The sequence below is a fragment of the Bacillus sp. FSL K6-2944 genome, from assembly GCF_038005385.1.
Lineage (GTDB): Bacteria > Bacillota > Bacilli > Bacillales > Bacillaceae_G > Bacillus_A > Bacillus_A cereus.
Genome location: NZ_JBBOTE010000001.1, coordinates 164,704 through 185,106, shown reverse-complemented (window position 1 = coordinate 185,106; position 20,403 = coordinate 164,704). Strand labels below are relative to the sequence as shown.

Here is a 20,403-nt window from a genome sequence, read left to right as displayed (position 1 = left end):
ATGAATCTGTACGCTAATGCAATAATTTAATCGACCATATTTAGTTCAAATACAAACTTAAAAACATCTACATAATTTATCAAACTATGCAATAATACAATTATATTCATATTTTCTATAGAGAGGATGGGACTATTTTTATGTTTCGAAATAAAGATACTAATTGTGTACATTGTAATAAAAAAATCAGTGTGCATGAAAAGTCTTGGATTTTAATGCCTTACCCAACAAACGGGATTGCAAACATGCAAAAGGTTATAGAACTTGATGGCAAAGTATATTGCACATCTTGTATTACAATCAAACAAACATAACTCCTATTTAAAAAAGTAAAAGACAATCATTAAAAAATTGTCTTTTACTTTTTTAATTTTGCGATTATTTATTAATTACCCATATCTTATATTGTGTGTCATTCATTGCAACCTTAGAACCCTTGGTATCTATGGTTTTATCAAACCTTCCTTTTTCAATGCGACAGTTCGAATTTTATGGTTCATTGCTACGCATACAAAAAGAAAAAACAATGATTAGATTTTGAATCTGCTCATTGCTTTATCCATTGCATCTTGGTTTACACCTATATACCGTAACGTTACTTTTTCACTTGAATGGTTAAAAATTTCCATTAACAACGCTATATTTTTCGTTTGCAAGTACATATGATAACCGTAAGTTTTGCGTAATGTATGGGTACCAATTTCATCCAATCCAAACTCTCCAGCCGTACGCTTTAATATCTTATATGCCATACTACGACCAATTGGTCGATTCTTTCCTTTTCTACTCTTTAGTACATATTCCTCCTCTCCTCTTCCTTCGTTAAACCATTTCAATTCTCTTTTTAAAGATGATGTGATTTGAATCCGTTTTTGCTTCCCCGTCTTCATTTCACGCATGGAAATATGACTCCCTTGTACATCTCCCACTGTCAATTTTAGAATATCGCTTATGCGTAGCCCTGTATTAATCCCTAGAACAAACAACATATAGTTTCGTTCATTCTTTTCTTTTAAATATTCTTTGATTTGTTGGATTTGCTCTGGATCACGTATGGGCTGGACAAAATTCATGATTCATTCCCTCCAGTTTTTTCAGTTTCATAAACTTCTAATCTAAGAGCAAAAGACAGTTTATAAAACGCTCTCGCTTTCACACGTCGATACGTACGTTCACTCATGCCAATTTCGTTATACACCATATAATCGCATACATCTTCGTCTTCTAAATATCGTTTCACTATAATGTCCCGCTGATTTTTTCCAGCTGTACTGTTTCCGAATCGACTCAATGCTTGTTCCACTCGAAATGCCATTTTCTCTAACCATTCTTCACGTTTGCTTTGTTGGATATTAGCGATTGCTACATCCTCTAACGGTTTGCCAACCGTATGTGTAGGACCATGCTCTCTCACTTTATAAGAAGGCGTGACTTTCATTTCCTTACGTATCATTCCAAATTGCTTATATATACGTACACTTTCCAAAATTCCCTCTACATTCTCTTGTGTTGCTGCTCGATCTATTTTTGGTAAAAAAGATACTTGCTCCGTCATTCCAGACCACTCCTTTTTCTTCTGTATTACTTTTGTCTTAACGCTCCACGTCTACGCTCATAACGTGGTCCATGCACCCCCATTAAACCCTCAATTTCACGAGTGCTAAAATTCTCTTTTGATTTTTTCTTTTTTATTTGTTTTTCCCATTCACGTAATAGATCCCTTCGCGCTTTCATTCTTTCCATCCCCCTTACAAAATAAGAAAAAGGGCACCCTTTCCTAAAACAGTTTGATTGCTGTTCTAAAAATCGGTGTCCTCCAGTTTTCTAGCCGGACTATATGTATTTCATCATGCTCAGCTATATAAAAAGATTTCTCCAAGCTTTCTCTAGTCTGTCTTTTTCTTCTTTTTGCATAGCCTTTGTACGACGAGCGATTGCCTTTTTTAATTTCTTTTTCTTCATCTTAGCCAAACCCTTCACTCCTTCTCTTTCAACACCCTTATTCTCCATTTTCGGACGTTTTCATTCATTTAATACCCATTACATTTAAAAATAATCGAATTGCGCATGGCACCCATCCGTTCCTACTTACAAACGAATTATTTTATAAAAATTATTTAATCAGAACCTCTAGACTCATTCCTCATATACAAAACTAACTTATTCTTCAAAAACAGGTGAACAACATGCCCTCTATCTTTGGAAATGTAGTCTTTCAAACAAGCAATGGTTCATTTCATTCGGGTAATTTTTATAGCGTTTCTCCCAAAGAAAATAGAAAAGGCTATCATGATTCTGGTGCATCTCATGCAGCCTTCATTGTCAATACCTTTAATGGTGTTTGCCGTAAACCAAGACCAGGTTGGAACAACTTTATTGCCTCACTCTGAATACAAATCAATATTCTGTTCATACTATAGATAACCCATTTTTGAACCACATTCCATGATTAGAGTAGTTAGCTTGTTGCTAGCTGCTCTTTTCTTTCGTTCCCCTTCCCAATCTGCGCACACCCTATATCATGTAAACCGCTTTCTTATCCATTTCCGGAATAATTCCTCGTTTCGTTAGCATATCATGAATAAACAATCTACCCTTTTGTGTCCAGCGCGTATTCATTTTTATAGACCGACTACCGTCAGAATGCGTTACGTCAACCGTTTGTGATTTTGTATAGCCTTTATTTTGATGTTTCACATATAGTAGCCATTGCTGGTTTACTTTATACTGTACTTTTTCATCCTTTAAGATTTTATTTAATCGAACGGCAGACAATCCATAATCAGCTGCAATTTGCGAAACGGTTACCGTATCTTTTGATTGAAGAATTTGATCGAGGTAGGTAATCTTGGATGCATTTTCTGCAACCTGCTGTGTTAACATGAGATTCTTTTGTTCTGCCATTTGCCTAGCAAGTTGTTCGTCTTTCAATTGTGAAGCAAGGCTAATCAACAAGTCTGGATCTTGTAATAACGCGTTAATAGTAGGTGGTGTCATGTAAGCCCCGTGTTTTCGAATACTTGGCAGCACTTCATCAAATACCCATTTTTCAAATTGTTCTGCTTGTGGGAGTTTGGATTTTACGAGTAATCTATATAAATTCCCCTGTTATGAATTTCTTCTCTTGTGTTCTTCCGAGTGAATCGATGACCTCGCAAAACGCGACCCCATCTTTTTTACAATGTTTACTTAAAGCATCATGAGGATTGGAGTACCCTAAAACTTTCGCAACATCGATTGCTGGAAAGTACTCTTTTCCATCCTTGATAAAAATCTCTACATTCCCGAACATGTTATGTGAAAATGTTTGCATTTGCGGCATTTCTCAATTCTCCTCTACAAAATTCAAACTTTATGACTGAAATTTAACAGTTGCTGTTGTTTGTGTATGTGTCACCTTTCCATTTACCCAATATACAACTTGTTGCCCATACCCACTTTCTGGCGGTTTCACCCATGTGGCCGCTCCATCCTTCACAATATATACGCCATTTATCATTACATTGATTTCTCTCTTCATATTCAGCACCTCTCCCCTACATTTTCTGAAAGGAACTCTTAATCTAGCTCCATAATTTCTTGTAACGTCAGCTTGGATACATACGCTTTGATGACTTGAATCTTTCCGAACATATCCCTTGCTTGTTCTTCCGCTCCCGCCCCAGATTTTGCTTCAAACCAGAACAACCTTTGTTTTTCATCTTGATCAAAAAACTCTACTGCATATGTTCGTTTCGCTATACACTGCGATACAAACCGTTCTGCTGTACACTCCGCTTTGTAATCCAAACTACCTACCACATCTTCAAATGTGAGTTGTCTCATGCGCCTAACCCTATGACTCTTTTTTCAATCCTTCCTTTTCTTGCTAAATCCATAAGAAGTAAAGCCACTTCATCTGGATCTCGTTCTATCCTCTGACCAATTGCAAATACACTCTCATTGTTGTTCCATGCCTCTTGTACTCGCCATACATCATCTTCATCCCAAAACATGTCCAGTTCTTCTAATGCAATATAGAGTTTGCGGCGTTCACTCTTCCTATATTTTCGATTCTGCGCGGCCATCGTATAATTTTCTAACTGTAACTCTGTCATACGCTTTCCCATTGATTATCTCCTCCTATATCGTTTTTTTGAAATTTCGCAATCTATAATTTTCACCCTGCATGTGTAGCACCTCTGCATTTTCCATCATCCTGCTAAAATCTCGTTCTCCATACATTGCCCCTAGTTCTTTTACCGTAAAATTCGTAGTAAATAATGTACTTTTTCCGACACGGCTGTCCACGATTTCATTTGTCTTCGTTTGTTTCCACGTTACGCCCTCTCTGTCTTTCTCTGTAAATTCCGCTCCAAAGTCATCCAAAATCAATACATCAACCTTTGCAAGGAGTGACATCAGCTTTCCTTCTGTCATGTCGCTATTTTTATTCCATGTTTCTTTAATCTTTGTAAACAGCATGTTCATCTGAATAAACAGTGCGCTGTGCCCTCTCTTCATGAGTTCTTTTGCAGCCGCTACACAAAGGTGACTTTTGCCAATTCCATACCCACCTGTCAGAATACGACTTGTTGGTTCTGTTTGCGCAAACGAGTCTACAAAATATTTCAAGTCTTGTTTGGCACCTGATAACGATTTGTTCGGTGGTATGTAATTTTCGAACGTTGCTTTTTTCAATTTTTCATTAATTAAACTATGATCCGCAAACGAATCATACAAACTTACAATTTCCTGTTTCTGTTTGATGTGTACCGTTTCTTGCGCTAACCGTTGGTCTTCCTGCTCCACAACTCTACAATGTGGGCAAAATTCTTCTTTCGTTGCAATATCCTTCAACATTCGCTTGTTACAAACATCTTTGATCTGATGTTGTCCAACTACAAATATATTTTGACATCGATTCGCTGACACCGTATACTGTTGGACCCTTTCTTTAAAAGTCGTATGCTTCGATGAAGCGGTTGTCTTTCCGAGTGATTGCATGATTCGTTCCTCCTCCATTTGGTCCATCTGAATGATTCACTGGTTCTTCGTTTAGATAACTTTCAAATTTCGTTCCAAATAACGTTTCTGGTCGTATATACTGTTTCATACGTGCATCTGTTAACCACTGCACTGTTTTTTGATCAATAACTTTCTGAAAATCCGATAGGATAAATCCTTCTTGCCATCTCGCTTTAATTAACGTTCTGTTTTTAGGCGTTTGATGTTTAAATGATTTATTGGCTTTTTCATTCAAATACAAAATAATCTCTTCGTAGGGGATAGTGTCTTTTCCTGTAGTAATCTCTGTAGTAGTCTTTGTAGTAATCTTTGTTAAAGAATTTCCCCTTTCGGTAAGTTCCATTTCATCCAAAGAGGCATTTGAAATTTTCCCAAAGGTCAAAATGGATTTTACCCTTTGGTTTATTTCAGGAATGTTGAGTTGAATATGATGTGTAGGTGCCCCATTAAACTTAAATGTTTGCACATTTACAAACCCTTTTTCTATTAAAATTTTAATCGCTCGATCATATTGTTTCGGTGTAATGCGAATCTCACTCCCCCAATCTTCACGGCTTTTCGCCAGCCAAAATGCACCATTCTTTTTCACTTTCAATTTACTCTTCCCCTGCTCATTCGGCAGATACCAATACACAATTTGTCCCAACAAAATCCCCGCTATTAAATCCCCTGTGAGATCTACATACGCGTGACGTACTGTAAAACCATTCCTCGCAAAAGCTTCCACCTCAAATATCTGTCCACTCATCTCCTGTTCTCACCCCTTCCACAACATACACTCTCGTAACTTATCTACTTGTCTTTTATGTACATGATTTGTTATACTATAAGAGCTTTCGAGTAGCTTGTGTTTTCAGTTTGGTATCTTGCTCTATACTAGTATCGCGGATAGAAAGACCTGATTTCAGGTCTTTTTGTCTGGTTATAAATTTACATACTGACGAATCCGTTTACATATGATATACTAATTAAGATGAATGTTCATTTACATCAAATATGATGGCTAGGTACAGAAAAAGTCCTATTTTATAGGGCTTTTTCATATTTAAACGCATTCCTCAAAAAATGTAATACCATGCACCCTCTCCACAACATCCGCATTCACACCTACACTTCTCAAACGCCTTACAATCCCTTGAATACGTGCACGTTCCTCATCATACTTCTCTTTCGCACGACAGAGTGCCGCCAATTCCCTTCGGGCTAATCGGGCCTCTTTGATCCAGATGCAAAACTGATAGGGATCATTCTTTTTGAGTGCTTCTACTTGCTTTTGTTCGCAATGTTGCAAGAATTCCTCGAGTATTTGTTTCTTTTGTAAGTCTTTTATTAGAACTGATTTGGTCATGTTGGTTTCTCCTCTTCTTTCACCTGCGATAATCGCTCACCGATTGGACACATTTTCCAGTGTTTTCTTTAAAAAGATTATGCTATATTAATTATGTTGACGGCTCTAGCATTCTGCTAGAGTCCTTTTTCTTTTTCACACACCCTATGCACTTGGAATGACTCGTATTGAGTTCGTATGACGATGAATGAGATAGAGCTGTCCATCTGCCTTTTTATAGATCAACCAATCCTCCGGATTCAAATCGTACGAGTTAATATGTATCTTCTCTCGCTTCGTTGGCTTCTTGCCATTTTTCACTTGTTTCCCTCCCTCTATTTCTCAAACAGCTCGTCCACTGTTGTTTTGAAGTATTTTGCTAGTTTTTGAGCTTCTTTTAGGGTGAAGTCATGTTTGCCTTGTTCCTTCGAGTAATATGTTCTTTGAGCTATGTTTATCAATTTCGCTGCTGCTACTTGTGTCATGCGTTGCTCTTTTCTGGCTATGTATAGATTTTTGTGCATGGGTATCGCCTCCTTTTTTAATATTTTACAAACCGCACAAATTCCCCAAGGGAATTAAAATTCCAAAAAAAATTACTTATCGAATAAATTAGCAATATCTTTTTTAAAAACACAAGCTATGCGGGAAGCAAGATTATAATAAATATTTTTTTGGTACTTGTCATTATTAATAATTTTGTAGCAATAACTATTCGAAATCCCTAAAATTCCAGCTAATTCTTGATACGTATACCCTGATTCTTTAAATGCTTGTTTTAACTGCGTCTTTTCACTATTAGAAGAATTCATGTTAGAACTCCTTTCTGTACTTGTATAAACAAGATTAACATTCCCTAAGGGAAATATCAAGACGTTTTACAAATAATTTTTTACAGTTGTTTTTCCCTAAAGGAAATATTATAATGAATTCAAATGAAATTAATGTATGAGGTGATTATATGGAATTAAAAGAGCGAATTCGATTTCTAAGAACAGAACGCAATTTAAAACAAGACGAACTAGGAAAAGCTATAGGTGTAAATGCTGCTAGTGTGTCAAAATTCGAAACAGGTTTAAAATCCCCTTCTCGCGAAACCCTTCAACGTATGGCAGATTTTTTTAATGTTTCAGCTGATTATTTACTAGGAAGATCAGATAACCGCCAATTGAACCAGATACTCAATAAAAAATACAATATTTTAAAAACGCGACTTGATCAACTACCTCAGGAACATCAAGAGATTGTATTACAAAATATGTTAACAATGATGGAGAGTTTCGAAAAAATATCTAATTATAAAAAAAAATAGATTGCTCATATAGACTCCTCATCTTCTAATAATATAATCGATTCAAACATACAATCGATGTGCTCATCTATTTGTTGTTCGTGATTTGTAATCTCGTCTAAAAATTTGATAAATTCTCTCAAAATCTCATATTTAGTCATTAACATTCTCACCTCAAAAATAATTATTATAGTAATAATAACATTTCCTTTAGGGAATATTATTAAAGTATCTAAACTTGTATTTTTTTATTTTTAGATACTTAAAAAAGGAACGAGATAAACTCATTCCTCATTCACTTCATAACAGTATTTCAACCACCTGGTTTAATTGTCTCTTGTGCTTGAGCTTTATTATTAGTAGTCGGCAGTTGTTTGAGGTTCTCCTGATTTATTCCCCACACACCACTCACCATTGTGAATACCATTGATGCTGAAAATACCATATAAACTAATTTCTTCATCATTCAACACTTCCTTTCCTACATCCCCATTAATATGAATCATTGTTTCTATCAATTCATATTCTTCTCCGCGAGCATATAACTCTTTAGCTGTCAAACTTGCGAAAAAATAATTTGACTGAGAAAGAAATTTCGTGAAAATCTTATGCAAATCTCTACGATGCTGGCTTGCCACTCCTGTAAAGTATACCAAAAAGTCTCCCTCTATCCCATCATATAATACTTCTTTTAACTTAGAAATATTCTCAATGCACGGATTCTTTTGAAATTCAATTAGATTTAAATCAGAATCATCTTCCAATTTAACTCCAAAATAAACCTTAGCTAAATCTAAATTATATCTAGATTCTGTTTGTAGTTCTATGTCATTTACGTTTTTTATTAAATCATGACTTGCCTGAAAATATCGTAGGCTTTTAGTTTGATTTTTTGTTAAATGAGACATACCCAAAATATAGTACGCATCAGAAATTGTTTTTTTACTGACATTTGCTTCTATAATAGCGTTCGCAAATTTCTCAGCATAATCTAAACGATTGAAATGTAAATAAACTGGAGCGAAAACTTCAATAACCCTATATACATAACATGCTTTAATGTAAAATTTTCTTTCGCTCTCTATAGCTATTACCTGCTTTTCAATTTCTTGTGCTAATTCCAACATGACATGATATTTCTTTAAATGAAAATAGTTATAACATTTCATTATATCAACCAGAATACCCAAAATCTTATCCTTTGGTTGTCCTAATTTGTTTAATTCATGGATAATTTTTGTACCATGCAGTTCACTAGTAATGTATCTATACAAAATGCTGTAAAAAACTGCATATTCACGCACCGTCCCAGTATCTTCTTTGTATTTAAAAATTAACTGTTTTAACAACCCTACATTTCTAGTTAAGGCTGCATATTCAAAACTCTGCTTAATTGCCTCCGCTGTATCCAACTGTAAGCACCAATCTGCCATCGTTTCTGCTGGACTTTTCTCAGAATCATTTAGTACATATGATAATTTTACTAAATGACAAAAACTAATCGTTCCTTGATTTTTAAATTTTGACATATACTGTAAAGGAACACCGATTTTTTCAGCCACAATTGTTAATGTTAAATCCTCTCTATCTTCAATCAAACCACATATTCTTTGACTAAAGCGCATAAAAATATTCCCCCTCTCTAAAACATAAAAATTCATCATCCTATTTTTATTTTCTCAACCTAGAAACTGCACTACGAATGATGAATGTCTGTTATACTAAGGAGGAACTCGTATGGTGCAAGTGTTTATCCTAAGGGTCTAAAGTAGCTAGGATGAACGGTGTAGGAGGCTTTGGAGAGCACCTCTTACACACGCTCTGCGAGTTTTTATGTTTTGATTTGTTTTATTTTTTCGATTATTCCGTCTATTATTCCGACAGAAAACCCTAATACTTTATCTACACCCAATTTTAGCACGAACTCCCATTCTATTACACTTTCAAATTTATTTCTCAATATAATTTAAAAGGCATTTATTGTTTTTTCATAATATTAACTTGTAATATTTTCCACCTATAATGAATAACGGTTCATTTTCATTATATTTTACCAATATCGGTATTGAAACCAGCCAATTCTCAAAAGTTTAGCCCAACCAATTCAAAATAATATCCTAACATTAAAAATATCAAATTTATAACTTTCTCAACATGTGCCATCCATTAATTTGATACAATTATTTTAACCTTACTATTACAATTACCTTGATTGGTGTCCCAAGCCAATCTTCCCTACTAATACGACAAGTGGGGATTTTTCTTTTTCAAACAAATTCTAAATATGTTATACTGTCTTCAAATGTCAATTTGTTTCACGCAAGCACTATGTTGTTAAAATTAAGGTGATTCAAGTCAAAGGTGGGCTCTCAATTTATGTTGAGAGTCTTTTCTTTTGGTAACAAACAAGTTATACTCTAATCAACAAATTGAATTATCACTCTTTTTATATACAGGAGGGATTCGTATGGTGATCTACAAAGATAAAGAACGAGGAACGTATTTCTTCGTTGTCAGAGTCCGTCAGTTTGACGGTACACAAAAACAAGTAAAACGTCGTGGGTTTAAAACGAAAAAAGAGGCACGTGAAGCCGAAGCGAAAATGTTAGTTGAAAAAGAAACCAACTCGAGCTTAACGTTTGCTCAAGTTGCGGATAGTTATTTTGATTGGTATTGCCAAAGACGAAAGCAAACCTCAATAAAGGTTATACGAAATGTAATATACAATCATTTACTACAGGAATTTAGCAAAATCAAAATTGAAGAGATTACAGCTAAACACATTATGAATTATCAAAATAAAATCATAAATAGCTATTCCGCTGACCATTTAAAAAAAATTCATACTGTACTCTCTGCCATATTCAACTTCGCAATTAAATTCCATGGAATAACTATTAATCCAGCACGTATTGCTGGTAATTTTGAAAAAGAATCAAATAAACGAATGAATTTTTGGGAATTTGATGAGTTTCAACAGTTTATTGAAGTTGTTGACAAGCCATTGTACAAAACATTCTTCTCAACACTATATTATAGTGGGGCTAGAAAAGGTGAACTATTAGCTTTAACTTGGGGAGATATTAATTTTGATGAGCAAACAATTAACATTAATAAAACAGATTATAATAGGCAGATTACTCAGCCAAAAACCAAGGCTTCTAACAGAATTATTATGTTGCCCTCTCTTGTTATAGACTTATTGAAAAAATTAAAAGAACATGCTACATTAACAGCACCAGTAAAAGATGATTATGTCGTTTTTGGAGAGTTCCGTAGCAGTATTTCTACAAGCACACTACAATTAAATTATAAAAAATATATAAAGATAGCCCAAGTTAAAAACATTGTGCTCCACGAATTCCGACATTCTCATGCATCCTATCTAATTAATAAAGGCATAAGCCCTCTTATGGTAGCCCAACGTCTCGGTCATTCAGATGTAGCAACGACTCTGAACACTTACAGTCATTTGTACCCGTCAAAGCAAGCGGAAGTAGTTGCATTTATGGAAAAAGATTTGTCACAAAAGTTACCAAATCGTTGCCGAGATACTTAAAAACCTTGCTATGTTTGTTTTTACAGACACCTAACTCTTCCATATATGTTTGAAACTTCTCGTATAAAAACAATGGTGGTGTCTGACTATCATCCTTTTCAACGAACTGTAATAAGTGATCCGTTAGCTTCGCTAATACAATATAGTACTCCGTCTTCGAAGCAAACATATTAATCCTTACTTTTTTCCAATACTTTTCTATTAATATTAAAAGTACAATTTTCGTTTGTTGACCCGCAGGTAGCGTGTAATACTCGTTAATAATTTGATTGACAATCATTTGTGCTATTTGTTGCCATTCAAATGAAGAAGGTTCTCTTCTTTTTATGTGACGAAAATAAAATTTATGCGGACAACGCATAAAATCATACAAATGATAATCTGTCATCGTTTTGATTGAGATTTTCTCATGCACTTGCTCTTCATCTCCCTTCTGCCATTAAGAAAGGTGTTTTACAAATTCAGCTCCAAACTGTAAACATTTTTCTACATCTTCATCTTCTGGCGTTAATTCTACTTTTAGTCCTTCTAACACAACTGCTGCCCCGCACTCTTGTAGCTTTTCTATTAAAATGTCAACTGCCACTCCGTATTTCGGATAAGCCGAATCACATGATCCGAATACTGCCGCTTTTTTCCCAGTTAAATCAATAGAATCCATTGCATCATAAAAATCTAAGAAATCATCAGGAAGATCGCCATCTCCCCAAGTGTATGCACCTAAAATAATTCCATCATACTGTTCTAATATAGAAGCTTCTGGTGAATCCATAATATCAATAACTTCAATTTCATTTTCTGTTTCACGAATTACGCCGGCAATATGGTCAGCCATTTCCTCTGTATTTCCACTCATACTTGCAAAAATCATTACTAACTTACTCAACTGAACCTCTCCCTTTACTTTGTATCTCTTTTTCTGTTTGAATGCTCTTCTTCTCATCTACATATTCAGACCGAATTACATTTCTTTGCCATTCCATATGCTGATCAACATCTTTATTTTTATCTTTTAATCCCCTCCGCAGAAGGTGAAAATTCTTTCTCATTAACATGTCGCATCCATCCTATTGATAATAATTATCAATTTCAACTATTTTTAAAAAAATGATTAAAATGTACAAGCTTGTCCGTTAGCTATTCATATACTATGAATGAGCATAGTTCTTTCTCAGCCCTCTCTGACGGAAAGAAATAAAAGCAACTGCAATAGAGTGCAGTTGCCTTTTTTTGTTTTTCTATGATTTTAGTAATCTTATAGTCGTCTCTAAAAATAGCTCCACTCCACAAATTAATGCTGATTCATCCAAGTCAAATTTCGGATGATGATGTGGATAACAAGTATATATATTTTCATTACCTGTTCCTAATTTAATGAAACAACCAGGTGCTTTTCTTAAATATGCTGAAAAATCTTCTCCACCCATAGAAGGTTCAAGCTTCACAACACGCTCATTCCCAAACAAATGTAGTGCACTTTCTTCTACTATTTTCGTAATATATTCATCATTAATAACCGGATCATATCCATATCGATACGTATATGTATACGATCCTCCATGTGCTTCTGTAATTCCTTTCACAATTTTCTCGATTTTCCCTTCTGCTTCCACCCTCAATGCTTGATTAAATGAACGAACAGTTCCCATTAAAGTTGCTGTACTAGGAATAATATTGTCAGCCGTTCCCCCATGAAATTGTGTAACTGAAACAACCCTTTGCATAAAAGCACTTGTATTTCTTGATACGATATGTTGTAGATTTGTAATAATCTGTGCTCCGATAGCAATAGGATCTATCGTTTCTTCTGGTCGCGCCGCATGTCCTCCTTTGCCTTGAATCTCAACTGTAAATACGTCTGGAGCTGCCATCATCGGTCCATATGCAATTCCTATCTTTCCACTCTCAAGTCCTGACATAACATGTAAACCTATTACATAATCAACACCGTCCATTACACCTGCCTCAACCATTTCTTGTCCCCCGCCTGGATACACCTCTTCTGCGTGCTGAAAGAATAGACGAATCTCACCTGCAAAATCTTCCTTTATATTTGATAACACCTCTGCTGTGCTTAATAAAATAGCTGCGTGAGCATCGTGCCCACATGCATGCATCATTCCTTTATTCACAGATGTATAAGATTTACTTGTCTCCTCTTGAATTGGCAAAGCGTCTATATCAGCTCGAATCGCAATTACTTTCCCTTGCTTCACACCTCTTTTAATTGCTAGTACACTATATTTCGTCGGTCTCGTTACTTCAAAAGAAGAAAATGAGCATAATGTATCATATATAAATTGCGAAGTTTCTTTTTCATGAAATGATAATTCCGGATACTTATGGAAATGCCTTCTCCATTTCACGATATTTTCTTCCGAAATTAGATTCTTCCACACTCTATTCATGATAATTTCCTCCTTTTCAAAAGAACTAGAAATTTAAAAGTTTACTCCGTCTTAAATGATTAATAAAAACAAACACTGTATTTTTACGTATTCTTATAGTCCACTTTTATGTATTCACACAATCCACTTTCTATTTACATGTCAAACCCATTACAAATTCATGCTGAATGTAATATAATTGCTAAGTTAGGGATTTTCTTTTTTAGTATTTAGTGCTAATATCAGAAAAGAGCCTTTTGACTTATTTTTACCTAAAATGTGGGATTTTGTTTTTTTCACAATAATGTAGGACATGATACCTACAAAGAGCTATTATTTCATTAAGAGAGGGAAAGACATGGAAAGATTAAAAGAGATATGGTCTCGACCACTCACACAATGGGTTGCAAAGACGGTTTATTATCTTGCAATTTTATTTGCATTACTTTGGTTGTATGGATTCCATGATACAAACACAAGTACATTTATTTACAATGAATTCTAGGGTGGGAACGTTATGAAGTTATTAGAACAAATTGAAAAGTGGGCTGCAGAAACGCCTGATCAAACCGCTTTTGTTTGGCGAGATGCGAAAATTACGTACAAACAATTAAAGGAAGATTCTGATGCGTTAGCACATTGGATTTCTTCTGAGTATCCAGACGATCGTTCACCAATTATGGTGTATGGCCATATGCAACCTGAAATGATTATTAACTTTTTAGGATGTGTAAAAGCTGGACATGCTTACATTCCTGTAGATTTATCTATCCCAGCTGATCGTGTACAACGTATTGCTGAAAATTCTGGTGCGAAATTACTTTTATCGGCAACAGCAGTAACTGTAACTGATTTACCAGTTCGCATCGTAAGTGAAGACAACTTAAAAGATATTTTCTTTACTCATAAAGGGAACACTCCAAATCCTGAACATGCGGTAAAAGGTGATGAGAATTTCTACATTATTTACACATCAGGAAGCACAGGTAATCCGAAAGGGGTTCAGATTACTTATAACTGCCTTGTTAGCTTTACAAAATGGGCTGTAGAAGATTTCAACTTACAAACAGGGCAAGTATTCTTAAACCAAGCACCTTTCTCATTCGATTTATCTGTAATGGATATTTACCCATCATTAGTAACAGGTGGTACACTTTGGGCAATCGATAAAGATATGATTGCGCGTCCAAAAGACTTGTTTGCTTCTTTAGAGCAATCGGATATTCAAGTATGGACTTCCACACCTTCTTTCGCTGAAATGTGTTTAATGGAAGCATCTTTCTCTGAGAGTATGCTACCGAACATGAAAACATTCTTATTCTGCGGCGAAGTGTTACCAAATGAAGTGGCTAGAAAATTAATTGAGCGTTTCCCTAAAGCAACAATTATGAATACGTATGGTCCAACAGAAGCTACTGTCGCTGTAACAGGTATTCACGTTACAGAAGAAGTGCTTGATCAATACAAATCACTTCCAGTTGGCTATTGTAAATCAGACTGTCGCCTTCTTATTATGAAAGAAGATGGCACGATCGCACCTGATGGTGAAAAAGGTGAAATCGTAATTGTCGGTCCAAGCGTAAGCGTTGGATATTTAGGAAGCCCTGAATTAACAGAAAAAGCATTTACTATGATTGACGGTGAGCGCGCCTATAAAACAGGCGATGCTGGCTATGTTGAAAATGGTCTTCTATTCTATAATGGTCGTCTTGATTTCCAAATTAAGCTGCATGGTTATCGAATGGAATTAGAAGAAATTGAGCATCACCTTCGTGCGTGTTCTTACGTAGAAGGAGCAGTTATCGTTCCAATTAAAAAAGGTGAGAAATACGATTATTTATTAGCGGTTGTTGTTCCTGGAGAACATTCATTTGAAAAAGAATTCAAATTAACATCTGCAATCAAAAAAGAACTCAATGAGCGATTACCAAACTACATGATTCCACGTAAATTCATGTATCAATCTTCTATTCCAATGACACCAAATGGAAAGGTAGATCGCAAAAAATTATTGAGTGAGGTTACAGCATGACCGCATATGGATCATTTTATTTTTTCGCTATAGTGGGCATTTTATTAATACCTACTATCATAGCTGGATTAAAAGGTAAAATGTTGCGCAAATATAATGCCGTTTTAACATTAGTCATGATTGCTATTATCTTCTCAGATAAACCAAAGCAAGCAATGATGCTAGCTGCATTTATTATTTGGCAATATGTCCTTATTAAAGGCTATTTAATTTTAAGAAAACAAAATAATAGTACATTCACATTTTGCATAGCTGTTATTTTATCGATTTTGCCTCTTATTTTGGCAAAAATCGCGCCGTTTGCATCGTTTTTACCTGAGTTAAAACTTGTTGTTTTCCTAGGTATATCTTACGTAACATTCAGAGCAGTTCAAATGGTATTTGAAGTTCGTGATGGTTTAATTAAAGAGCTTTCTTTCTTTAACTTCTGGGAATTCGTTTTATTCTTCCCTGCGATTTCAACAGGACCTATCGATCGTTACCGAAGATTCCAAAAAGATATTCAAAAGCCACCTAGCGCTGAAGAATATCAAAATTTACTATATACAGGACTAAATCGTATTTTCCAAGGTTTCTTGTATAAATTTATTATTGCTTACTTAATAAAGCAATATTGTATGGATCCAGCATTCGCTCAACACGATACAATATTTTCAAATATGATTTACATGTATAGCTATAGCTTATATCTATTCTTTGATTTTGCTGGTTATAGCTCTTTTGTAATTGGTGTAAGTTATATGATGGGAATTAAAACGCCAGAAAACTTCAATAAGCCATTCCTTAGTCGTAATATTAAAGACTTCTGGAACCGCTGGCACATGAGTTTATCATTCTGGTTCCGTGATTTTATTTACATGCGTTTCGTCTTTTTTGCAACGAAGAAAAAGTTAATTAAGAACCGTTACACTATTTCGTATATCGGGGCATTTTTAAACTTCTTCATTATGGGAATTTGGCACATCCAAGGAAGCGCTGTTGCGCAGTATGTTATTTATGGTCTATACCATGCCGCACTGTTTATTTTATTCGATATTTTTGAACGAAAAAACAAGAAGCATAAGTTTTGGCCAAACAATAAATTTACACACATCCTTGCGATTGTAATTACGTTCCACGTTGTATGTTTCGGTTTCCTAATCTTCTCTGGACACCTTAACAGATACTTTTAATGCACCCTTCTTATTCCATTAAGAAGTTGCACATATAATAATTTCGGATATAAAGGAGATTTTAAAAATGGCAGAATTCAAAGAGCAAGTATTAGATATTTTAGAAGAAGTATGTGAAAACGATATTGTGAAAGAAAACTTAGATGTTCAATTATTTGAAGAAGGTATCCTTGATTCTTTCGCTGTAGTATCTTTATTAGTTGAATTCCAAGAGCGTTTAGATATTGAAGTTTCTATTTCTGATTTTGACCGTGACGAGTGGGCTACACCAAACATGGTTATTAAAAAGTTGGAAGAAATCCGATGAACAAAGCAAAATTTGGTCCGATGCTTTTAGCATTGGCCCTTTTTGCTGTATTCTTACTTATTCCAACGCGCTTCCTACTTCCACTTTTAAGTGATGAAAAAGTAGAACAAGCTGCTACTTCTTTAAAAGAAGAAAAAATTCAAAGTATGATTTTACAGCAAAAGATGTTAGCAGATCCAAAATATCTTCCGATGTACGGTTCATCGGAATTCGCACGTATGGATGCTTTCCATCCATCTAATTATTTTAAAGTAAAGCCTGAAGGATTTACGCCATTCCTTCTTGGACGCGGCGGAACACAAGACCTTGTACATGTATTAAACTTCGCATCTACAATGGATCAATTGAAAGATAAGAAAATGGTATTCGTTCTTTCTCCGCAATGGTTTGTACCACAAGGTATTGACGAAACGCACTTTGCACCTAACTTTTCAAAACAACAAGGTTACCACTTCATTTTCAACAATGATTTAAAACCTGAAATGAAAAAACAAATTGCAAAGCGTTTATTAAACTTTGAGATTGTAAAAAAAGAAACTTTATTAAAAATTTCGCTTGAAGGTATCGCTTATGATGATACGAAGTATAAAGTAAAAGCACTTGCTGCTAAACCTTTCGCTTATATTTACCGTAACATTTTAGATCGTAAAGATTTATTTACAGCTATGTTTAATATTAAACCGCACAAAGAGAAGCTCGATCCTTCATTAAAACAAATGAACTGGGAAGATGCTCGTAAACATGCGGATCAAACAGGTGCAGCAGAATCTGGATCTAATGAATATGGTATCGAAGATGGTTACTTCAATAGCAAAATTAAGAAAAAATTAAAGCAACGTGAAGGTTACTTAAAAAATGATGCTTATGACCAATCGCCAGAATATGAAGATTTACAAATTGTACTTGATTTATTAAAACAATCTGGTGCAAAACCACTCTTCATTTCTGTTCCTGTCAAAGGTCCTTGGTACGACTACGCTGGCTTCCCGAAAGAACGCCGCGAAGCATACTATAAGAAAGTTCATGAGCAAATTGAAAAAGCTGGTTATCCAATTGCCGACTTCTCAAATCATGAATACGATAAATACTTCTTAAAAGATCATATGCACTTAGGTTGGAAAGGCTGGGTTTACATCGACGAAGCCATCCAACAATTTTATAAAGCAAACTAACGAAAAGACCGCTTGAATTACTCAAGTGGTCTTTTTGTATATATTTTGTAATTGCTCGATTGCATTCGCCGCTTCTTTCATAACTCGCTCCACTACATGCTGAGCTGATTCGATTCGTGCCAATGATGCTGCCTGTCCTGCCCAAAGTGACATATATTCTTCCTTATTTTGCTTCGCTGCCTCTTGGCGTATTTTAGAAGTTAATACGTTTTGCACTGGATATACCGGAAGCCCTTCTTCTTTTCCTTCATGTCTCTCTATAAATTCATTCCGAATACCGCGTGCATATTTCCCGGAAAACGCACGAGTTACAGTTGTGCTCGTATCTGTACTATGTAAAACCGCTTCTTTATACACATCGTGCGTAATACTCTCTTCACTTGTTAAAAAGGCTGATCCCATTTGAACACCTTCTGCTCCTAGTGCCAATGCCGCAACAAGCCCTTGTCCGTTCATTACACCACCTGCTGCGACAATTGGGATATGCGGAATAACCCCTACTAACTGAGGTATTAACGCAAACGTACCAATCATAGCATCTCGTTCTTTCCCAATAAACGTTCCTCTATGCCCTCCTGCTTCGCTACCTTGCCCAATAATAATATCTACTCCTAGCTCAGCAAGTACTTTCGCTTCCTTCACATGGGTAGCTGTTCCGATAACTTTTATTCCACTTCTTTTTAAATCATTTATTTCTTCTTTTTCTAACGTTTGAAATGCAAAGCTAACGACCGGTACTTTTTCATCTAATAGCACTTGTAATTGTTCCTTATAGCTTTTTGGAAGCTTTAACGTTCCTTCTACTTCTATACCTAATTCTCTATTCACTCCGCTTAGTAATACTTTCGCCTCATTTACCTTCTCTTCTTCTATTTCTATCTCTTTCGTTACAAGTAAATTAACACCGAAAGGCTTATCTGTTAGTTCTCTTATTCTATAAATCGCTTCACGAATTTGTTCTGAGCTCATATAGCCGGCTCCAAGCGTCCCTAATCCTCCACTATTACTTACTGCTGCAACAAGTTCTGGCGTCGTAATCGCGCCTGCCATACCGGCTTGAACAACGGGGTACTCAATTTTTAATATGTCTGTTACTCGACTTGTAAACATCATTTTCCCTCCTATTTCCTTTATATCTTCTTTATTTGATAAGCTTTCCCCTGCTTTTGCAAGGGTTGCACTTCATATGAAGCGAATATATTGAAAGAGAAGGAGGCTGAGCTTAATGATTTATCCAAATGCATTAAAACAAGGTGATACAGTAATGATTATTGCACCATCTGGTCCACCTACAATCGAAAATGTATTAAAAGGTGTGAATGTATTACAAGAGATGGGGTTATCCGTAATAATCGGGAAGAGTGTTTACGAGAAATATGGATTTTTAGCCGGAAGTGATCAAGTTCGGCTTGACGATATACATGAAGCATTTATAAATAATGAAGTGAAGGCAATTTTTTGTGCACGAGGTGGTTATGGAAGTGCTCGTCTTCTTCCTCACATTCAATATGAAGTTATTAGGCAGAATCCAAAAATCTTTTGGGGATATAGCGATATTACAGCTTTACATACTGCTGTTTCACGTTATGCAAAGCTTATAACATTTCATGGTCCGATGATTGAAGAACTAGGAAAAGGCATTGATTCCCTATCTTTATCCTCTTTTAATCAGCTATTCCATCCGTATTCAACCATTTTATCTGCATCAGAATGTATCGTACCTAGCTCTCACAGTACAGTTACAGGTACGTTAGTTGGAGGAAATTTAGCTGTTTTAACAAGTATAATTGGCTCGCCCTACGAGATAATTACGAACAATACACTTTTATTACTTGAAGACATTGGTGAAGAACCGTACCGCATTGACCGTATGTTAAATCAGCTACTTTTATCTGGAAAGTTTAATGAATGCAGGGGCGTTATTTTCACAAGTTGTCACGACTGCACTCCTTCAAAGCCCTCTCAATCATTGCAAACAATATTATATGAATATTTCGCGCCATATCATATACCTGTCCTATTCGATTTACCAATTGGACATATAAGTCCAAACATCGGTATTCCACTTGGAGCTACAGCGACAATAAACACGAATAATAAAACAGTCTCTATTTCTTCTGGTATAGCCACTTCATATTCAAATTAAAAA

The 20,403-nt window shown here is 35.3% G+C and carries 27 protein-coding genes and 2 pseudogenes; 9 read left to right on the top strand and 20 right to left on the bottom strand.

Annotation, left to right across the window (positions count from 1 at the left end):
• Positions 1-530: 530 nt before the first annotated feature.
• From MHH55_RS01000 to MHH55_RS00985, 4 genes are all read right to left on the bottom strand, one after another.
• Positions 531-1,073 (bottom strand): site-specific integrase, encoded by a 543-nt coding sequence (locus MHH55_RS01000; RefSeq protein ID WP_065485748.1) that lies wholly within the window; start codon positions 1,071-1,073, stop codon positions 531-533.
• Complete coding sequence (locus MHH55_RS00995; protein ID WP_327880321.1) at positions 1,070-1,555, bottom strand: ArpU family phage packaging/lysis transcriptional regulator; 486 nt, start codon at positions 1,553-1,555, stop codon at positions 1,070-1,072. The genes MHH55_RS01000 and MHH55_RS00995 overlap by 4 nt, the downstream gene beginning before the upstream one ends.
• Positions 1,556-1,581: 26 nt before the next feature.
• Complete coding sequence (locus MHH55_RS00990; protein ID WP_098147291.1) at positions 1,582-1,734, bottom strand: hypothetical protein; 153 nt, start codon at positions 1,732-1,734, stop codon at positions 1,582-1,584.
• A 123-nt stretch (positions 1,735-1,857) separates the two neighbouring features.
• On the bottom strand, positions 1,858-1,971 hold the full coding sequence (locus tag MHH55_RS00985; protein ID WP_127064183.1) for a DUF3983 domain-containing protein: 114 nt from the start codon (positions 1,969-1,971) through the stop codon (positions 1,858-1,860).
• Between the two features lie 215 nt (positions 1,972-2,186).
• Between MHH55_RS00985 and MHH55_RS00980 the strand changes: the two genes are divergently transcribed.
• Entirely contained in the window at positions 2,187-2,390 is a 204-nt protein-coding gene (locus MHH55_RS00980; RefSeq protein WP_078188241.1) for a spore germination protein, read from the top strand.
• A gap of 124 nt (positions 2,391-2,514) precedes the next feature.
• Here the strand turns inward: MHH55_RS00980 and MHH55_RS00975 are convergent.
• The 10 genes and pseudogenes from MHH55_RS00975 to MHH55_RS00930 all read right to left on the bottom strand — a co-directional run bounded on the left by MHH55_RS00975 (position 2,515) and on the right by MHH55_RS00930 (position 7,146).
• A pseudogene (locus MHH55_RS00975) lies at positions 2,515-3,322 on the bottom strand (phage antirepressor KilAC domain-containing protein).
• A 30-nt stretch (positions 3,323-3,352) separates the two neighbouring features.
• Complete coding sequence (locus tag MHH55_RS00970) at positions 3,353-3,520, bottom strand: DUF3954 domain-containing protein (RefSeq protein WP_078188233.1); 168 nt, start codon at positions 3,518-3,520, stop codon at positions 3,353-3,355.
• Between the two features lie 38 nt (positions 3,521-3,558).
• On the bottom strand, positions 3,559-3,825 hold the full coding sequence (locus tag MHH55_RS00965; RefSeq protein ID WP_078188232.1) for a hypothetical protein: 267 nt from the start codon (positions 3,823-3,825) through the stop codon (positions 3,559-3,561).
• Positions 3,822-4,109, bottom strand: coding sequence for a helix-turn-helix domain containing protein (locus MHH55_RS00960; RefSeq protein ID WP_098856248.1), 288 nt, complete (start codon positions 4,107-4,109; stop codon positions 3,822-3,824). The genes MHH55_RS00965 and MHH55_RS00960 overlap by 4 nt, the downstream gene beginning before the upstream one ends.
• A gap of 13 nt (positions 4,110-4,122) precedes the next feature.
• On the bottom strand, positions 4,123-4,986 hold the full coding sequence (locus tag MHH55_RS00955; RefSeq protein WP_340880277.1) for an ATP-binding protein: 864 nt from the start codon (positions 4,984-4,986) through the stop codon (positions 4,123-4,125).
• On the bottom strand, positions 4,937-5,755 hold the full coding sequence (locus MHH55_RS00950) for a conserved phage C-terminal domain-containing protein (protein ID WP_340827889.1): 819 nt from the start codon (positions 5,753-5,755) through the stop codon (positions 4,937-4,939). The genes MHH55_RS00955 and MHH55_RS00950 overlap by 50 nt, the downstream gene beginning before the upstream one ends.
• A gap of 297 nt (positions 5,756-6,052) precedes the next feature.
• Entirely contained in the window at positions 6,053-6,355 is a 303-nt protein-coding gene (locus MHH55_RS00945; protein ID WP_078186392.1) for a hypothetical protein, read from the bottom strand.
• A 144-nt stretch (positions 6,356-6,499) separates the two neighbouring features.
• Positions 6,500-6,655, bottom strand: a complete 156-nt coding sequence (locus MHH55_RS00940; RefSeq protein ID WP_176116538.1) for a DUF6906 family protein — start codon at positions 6,653-6,655, stop codon at positions 6,500-6,502.
• 14 nt (positions 6,656-6,669) lie between these two features.
• Positions 6,670-6,858: a helix-turn-helix transcriptional regulator gene (locus MHH55_RS00935; RefSeq protein WP_078186391.1), complete on the bottom strand. Its 189-nt coding sequence runs from the start codon at positions 6,856-6,858 to the stop codon at positions 6,670-6,672.
• Between the two features lie 72 nt (positions 6,859-6,930).
• Positions 6,931-7,146, bottom strand: coding sequence for a helix-turn-helix domain-containing protein (locus MHH55_RS00930; protein WP_078186390.1), 216 nt, complete (start codon positions 7,144-7,146; stop codon positions 6,931-6,933).
• 149 nt (positions 7,147-7,295) lie between these two features.
• Here MHH55_RS00930 and MHH55_RS00925 point away from each other — a divergent pair, with 149 nt between their 5' ends.
• The gene (locus MHH55_RS00925; protein ID WP_078186389.1) at positions 7,296-7,646 is read left to right on the top strand and encodes a helix-turn-helix domain-containing protein; all 351 of its coding nucleotides are present in this window, start codon (positions 7,296-7,298) and stop codon (positions 7,644-7,646) included.
• A 335-nt stretch (positions 7,647-7,981) separates the two neighbouring features.
• On the opposite strand, the gene MHH55_RS00920 is transcribed toward MHH55_RS00925, so the two are convergent.
• Positions 7,982-9,250, bottom strand: a complete 1,269-nt coding sequence (locus tag MHH55_RS00920; RefSeq protein ID WP_078186388.1) for an AimR family lysis-lysogeny pheromone receptor — start codon at positions 9,248-9,250, stop codon at positions 7,982-7,984.
• 842 nt (positions 9,251-10,092) lie between these two features.
• Here MHH55_RS00920 and MHH55_RS00915 point away from each other — a divergent pair.
• The gene (locus tag MHH55_RS00915) at positions 10,093-11,184 is read left to right on the top strand and encodes a tyrosine-type recombinase/integrase (protein ID WP_078186387.1); all 1,092 of its coding nucleotides are present in this window, start codon (positions 10,093-10,095) and stop codon (positions 11,182-11,184) included.
• Positions 11,185-11,209: 25 nt separating this feature from the next.
• On the opposite strand, the pseudogene MHH55_RS00910 reads toward MHH55_RS00915, so the two are convergent.
• The 4 genes and pseudogenes from MHH55_RS00910 to amaA form a co-directional block, all read right to left on the bottom strand.
• Positions 11,210-11,599 (bottom strand): annotated as a pseudogene (locus tag MHH55_RS00910) (hypothetical protein); the annotation flags it as partial.
• A 24-nt stretch (positions 11,600-11,623) separates the two neighbouring features.
• Complete coding sequence (locus MHH55_RS00905; RefSeq protein WP_078186386.1) at positions 11,624-12,070, bottom strand: flavodoxin; 447 nt, start codon at positions 12,068-12,070, stop codon at positions 11,624-11,626.
• Positions 12,063-12,239, bottom strand: a complete 177-nt coding sequence (locus MHH55_RS00900) for a hypothetical protein (RefSeq protein ID WP_000929023.1) — start codon at positions 12,237-12,239, stop codon at positions 12,063-12,065. Before MHH55_RS00900 ends, MHH55_RS00905 begins: the two co-directional genes overlap by 8 nt.
• A 183-nt stretch (positions 12,240-12,422) precedes the next feature.
• Complete coding sequence (gene amaA / locus MHH55_RS00895) at positions 12,423-13,592, bottom strand: N-acyl-aliphatic-L-amino acid amidohydrolase (RefSeq protein WP_001082783.1); 1,170 nt, start codon at positions 13,590-13,592, stop codon at positions 12,423-12,425.
• A gap of 337 nt (positions 13,593-13,929) precedes the next feature.
• Here amaA and MHH55_RS00890 point away from each other — a divergent pair, with 337 nt between their 5' ends.
• From MHH55_RS00890 to dltD, 5 genes are all read left to right on the top strand, one after another.
• On the top strand, positions 13,930-14,076 hold the full coding sequence (locus tag MHH55_RS00890; RefSeq protein ID WP_000440293.1) for a teichoic acid D-Ala incorporation-associated protein DltX: 147 nt from the start codon (positions 13,930-13,932) through the stop codon (positions 14,074-14,076).
• A gap of 12 nt (positions 14,077-14,088) precedes the next feature.
• A complete protein-coding gene (dltA, locus tag MHH55_RS00885; RefSeq protein WP_000770505.1) occupies positions 14,089-15,603 on the top strand; it encodes a D-alanine--poly(phosphoribitol) ligase subunit DltA in 1,515 nt (504 codons plus the stop codon).
• Positions 15,600-16,775, top strand: a complete 1,176-nt coding sequence (dltB, locus tag MHH55_RS00880) for a D-alanyl-lipoteichoic acid biosynthesis protein DltB (protein ID WP_000127933.1) — start codon at positions 15,600-15,602, stop codon at positions 16,773-16,775. Before dltA ends, dltB begins: the two co-directional genes overlap by 4 nt.
• Positions 16,776-16,842: 67 nt before the next feature.
• Positions 16,843-17,082, top strand: coding sequence for a D-alanine--poly(phosphoribitol) ligase subunit DltC (dltC, locus tag MHH55_RS00875; protein WP_000807310.1), 240 nt, complete (start codon positions 16,843-16,845; stop codon positions 17,080-17,082).
• Positions 17,079-18,254, top strand: coding sequence for a D-alanyl-lipoteichoic acid biosynthesis protein DltD (dltD, locus tag MHH55_RS00870; RefSeq protein WP_078186385.1), 1,176 nt, complete (start codon positions 17,079-17,081; stop codon positions 18,252-18,254). The genes dltC and dltD overlap by 4 nt, the downstream gene beginning before the upstream one ends.
• A 21-nt stretch (positions 18,255-18,275) precedes the next feature.
• Here dltD and MHH55_RS00865 read toward each other — a convergent pair whose 3' ends face one another.
• Entirely contained in the window at positions 18,276-19,364 is a 1,089-nt protein-coding gene (locus MHH55_RS00865; RefSeq protein ID WP_078186384.1) for an NAD(P)H-dependent flavin oxidoreductase, read from the bottom strand.
• Positions 19,365-19,479: 115 nt separating this feature from the next.
• Here MHH55_RS00865 and MHH55_RS00860 point away from each other — a divergent pair, with 115 nt between their 5' ends.
• Positions 19,480-20,400, top strand: a complete 921-nt coding sequence (locus tag MHH55_RS00860; protein ID WP_048655982.1) for a S66 peptidase family protein — start codon at positions 19,480-19,482, stop codon at positions 20,398-20,400.
• Positions 20,401-20,403 lie beyond the last annotated feature (3 nt).

Bases quoted from the DNA above. Each gene is read 5' to 3' on its own strand.
- MHH55_RS00900 (WP_000929023.1), bottom strand. From the start codon at position 12,239: ATGTTAATGAGAAAGAATTTTCACCTTCTGCGGAGGGGATTAAAAGAT.
- MHH55_RS00920 (WP_078186388.1), bottom strand. From the start codon at position 9,250: ATGCGCTTTAGTCAAAGAATATGTGGTTTGATTGAAGATAGAGAGGAT.
- MHH55_RS00915 (WP_078186387.1), top strand. From the start codon at position 10,093: ATGGTGATCTACAAAGATAAAGAACGAGGAACGTATTTCTTCGTTGTC.
- dltA (WP_000770505.1), top strand. From the start codon at position 14,089: ATGAAGTTATTAGAACAAATTGAAAAGTGGGCTGCAGAAACGCCTGAT.
- MHH55_RS01000 (WP_065485748.1), bottom strand. From the start codon at position 1,073: ATGAATTTTGTCCAGCCCATACGTGATCCAGAGCAAATCCAACAAATC.
- MHH55_RS00925 (WP_078186389.1), top strand. From the start codon at position 7,296: ATGGAATTAAAAGAGCGAATTCGATTTCTAAGAACAGAACGCAATTTA.
- MHH55_RS00980 (WP_078188241.1), top strand. From the start codon at position 2,187: ATGCCCTCTATCTTTGGAAATGTAGTCTTTCAAACAAGCAATGGTTCA.
- MHH55_RS00890 (WP_000440293.1), top strand. From the start codon at position 13,930: ATGGAAAGATTAAAAGAGATATGGTCTCGACCACTCACACAATGGGTT.
- dltD (WP_078186385.1), top strand. From the start codon at position 17,079: ATGAACAAAGCAAAATTTGGTCCGATGCTTTTAGCATTGGCCCTTTTT.
- MHH55_RS00860 (WP_048655982.1), top strand. From the start codon at position 19,480: ATGATTTATCCAAATGCATTAAAACAAGGTGATACAGTAATGATTATT.
- MHH55_RS00865 (WP_078186384.1), bottom strand. From the start codon at position 19,364: ATGTTTACAAGTCGAGTAACAGACATATTAAAAATTGAGTACCCCGTT.
- MHH55_RS00990 (WP_098147291.1), bottom strand. From the start codon at position 1,734: ATGAAAGCGCGAAGGGATCTATTACGTGAATGGGAAAAACAAATAAAA.
- dltC (WP_000807310.1), top strand. From the start codon at position 16,843: ATGGCAGAATTCAAAGAGCAAGTATTAGATATTTTAGAAGAAGTATGT.
- MHH55_RS00950 (WP_340827889.1), bottom strand. From the start codon at position 5,755: ATGAGTGGACAGATATTTGAGGTGGAAGCTTTTGCGAGGAATGGTTTT.
- MHH55_RS00930 (WP_078186390.1), bottom strand. From the start codon at position 7,146: ATGAATTCTTCTAATAGTGAAAAGACGCAGTTAAAACAAGCATTTAAA.
- MHH55_RS00935 (WP_078186391.1), bottom strand. From the start codon at position 6,858: ATGCACAAAAATCTATACATAGCCAGAAAAGAGCAACGCATGACACAA.
- dltB (WP_000127933.1), top strand. From the start codon at position 15,600: ATGACCGCATATGGATCATTTTATTTTTTCGCTATAGTGGGCATTTTA.
- MHH55_RS00955 (WP_340880277.1), bottom strand. From the start codon at position 4,986: ATGCAATCACTCGGAAAGACAACCGCTTCATCGAAGCATACGACTTTT.
- MHH55_RS00995 (WP_327880321.1), bottom strand. From the start codon at position 1,555: ATGACGGAGCAAGTATCTTTTTTACCAAAAATAGATCGAGCAGCAACA.
- MHH55_RS00945 (WP_078186392.1), bottom strand. From the start codon at position 6,355: ATGACCAAATCAGTTCTAATAAAAGACTTACAAAAGAAACAAATACTC.
- MHH55_RS00960 (WP_098856248.1), bottom strand. From the start codon at position 4,109: ATGGGAAAGCGTATGACAGAGTTACAGTTAGAAAATTATACGATGGCC.
- amaA (WP_001082783.1), bottom strand. From the start codon at position 13,592: ATGAATAGAGTGTGGAAGAATCTAATTTCGGAAGAAAATATCGTGAAA.
- MHH55_RS00970 (WP_078188233.1), bottom strand. From the start codon at position 3,520: ATGAAGAGAGAAATCAATGTAATGATAAATGGCGTATATATTGTGAAG.
- MHH55_RS00965 (WP_078188232.1), bottom strand. From the start codon at position 3,825: ATGAGACAACTCACATTTGAAGATGTGGTAGGTAGTTTGGATTACAAA.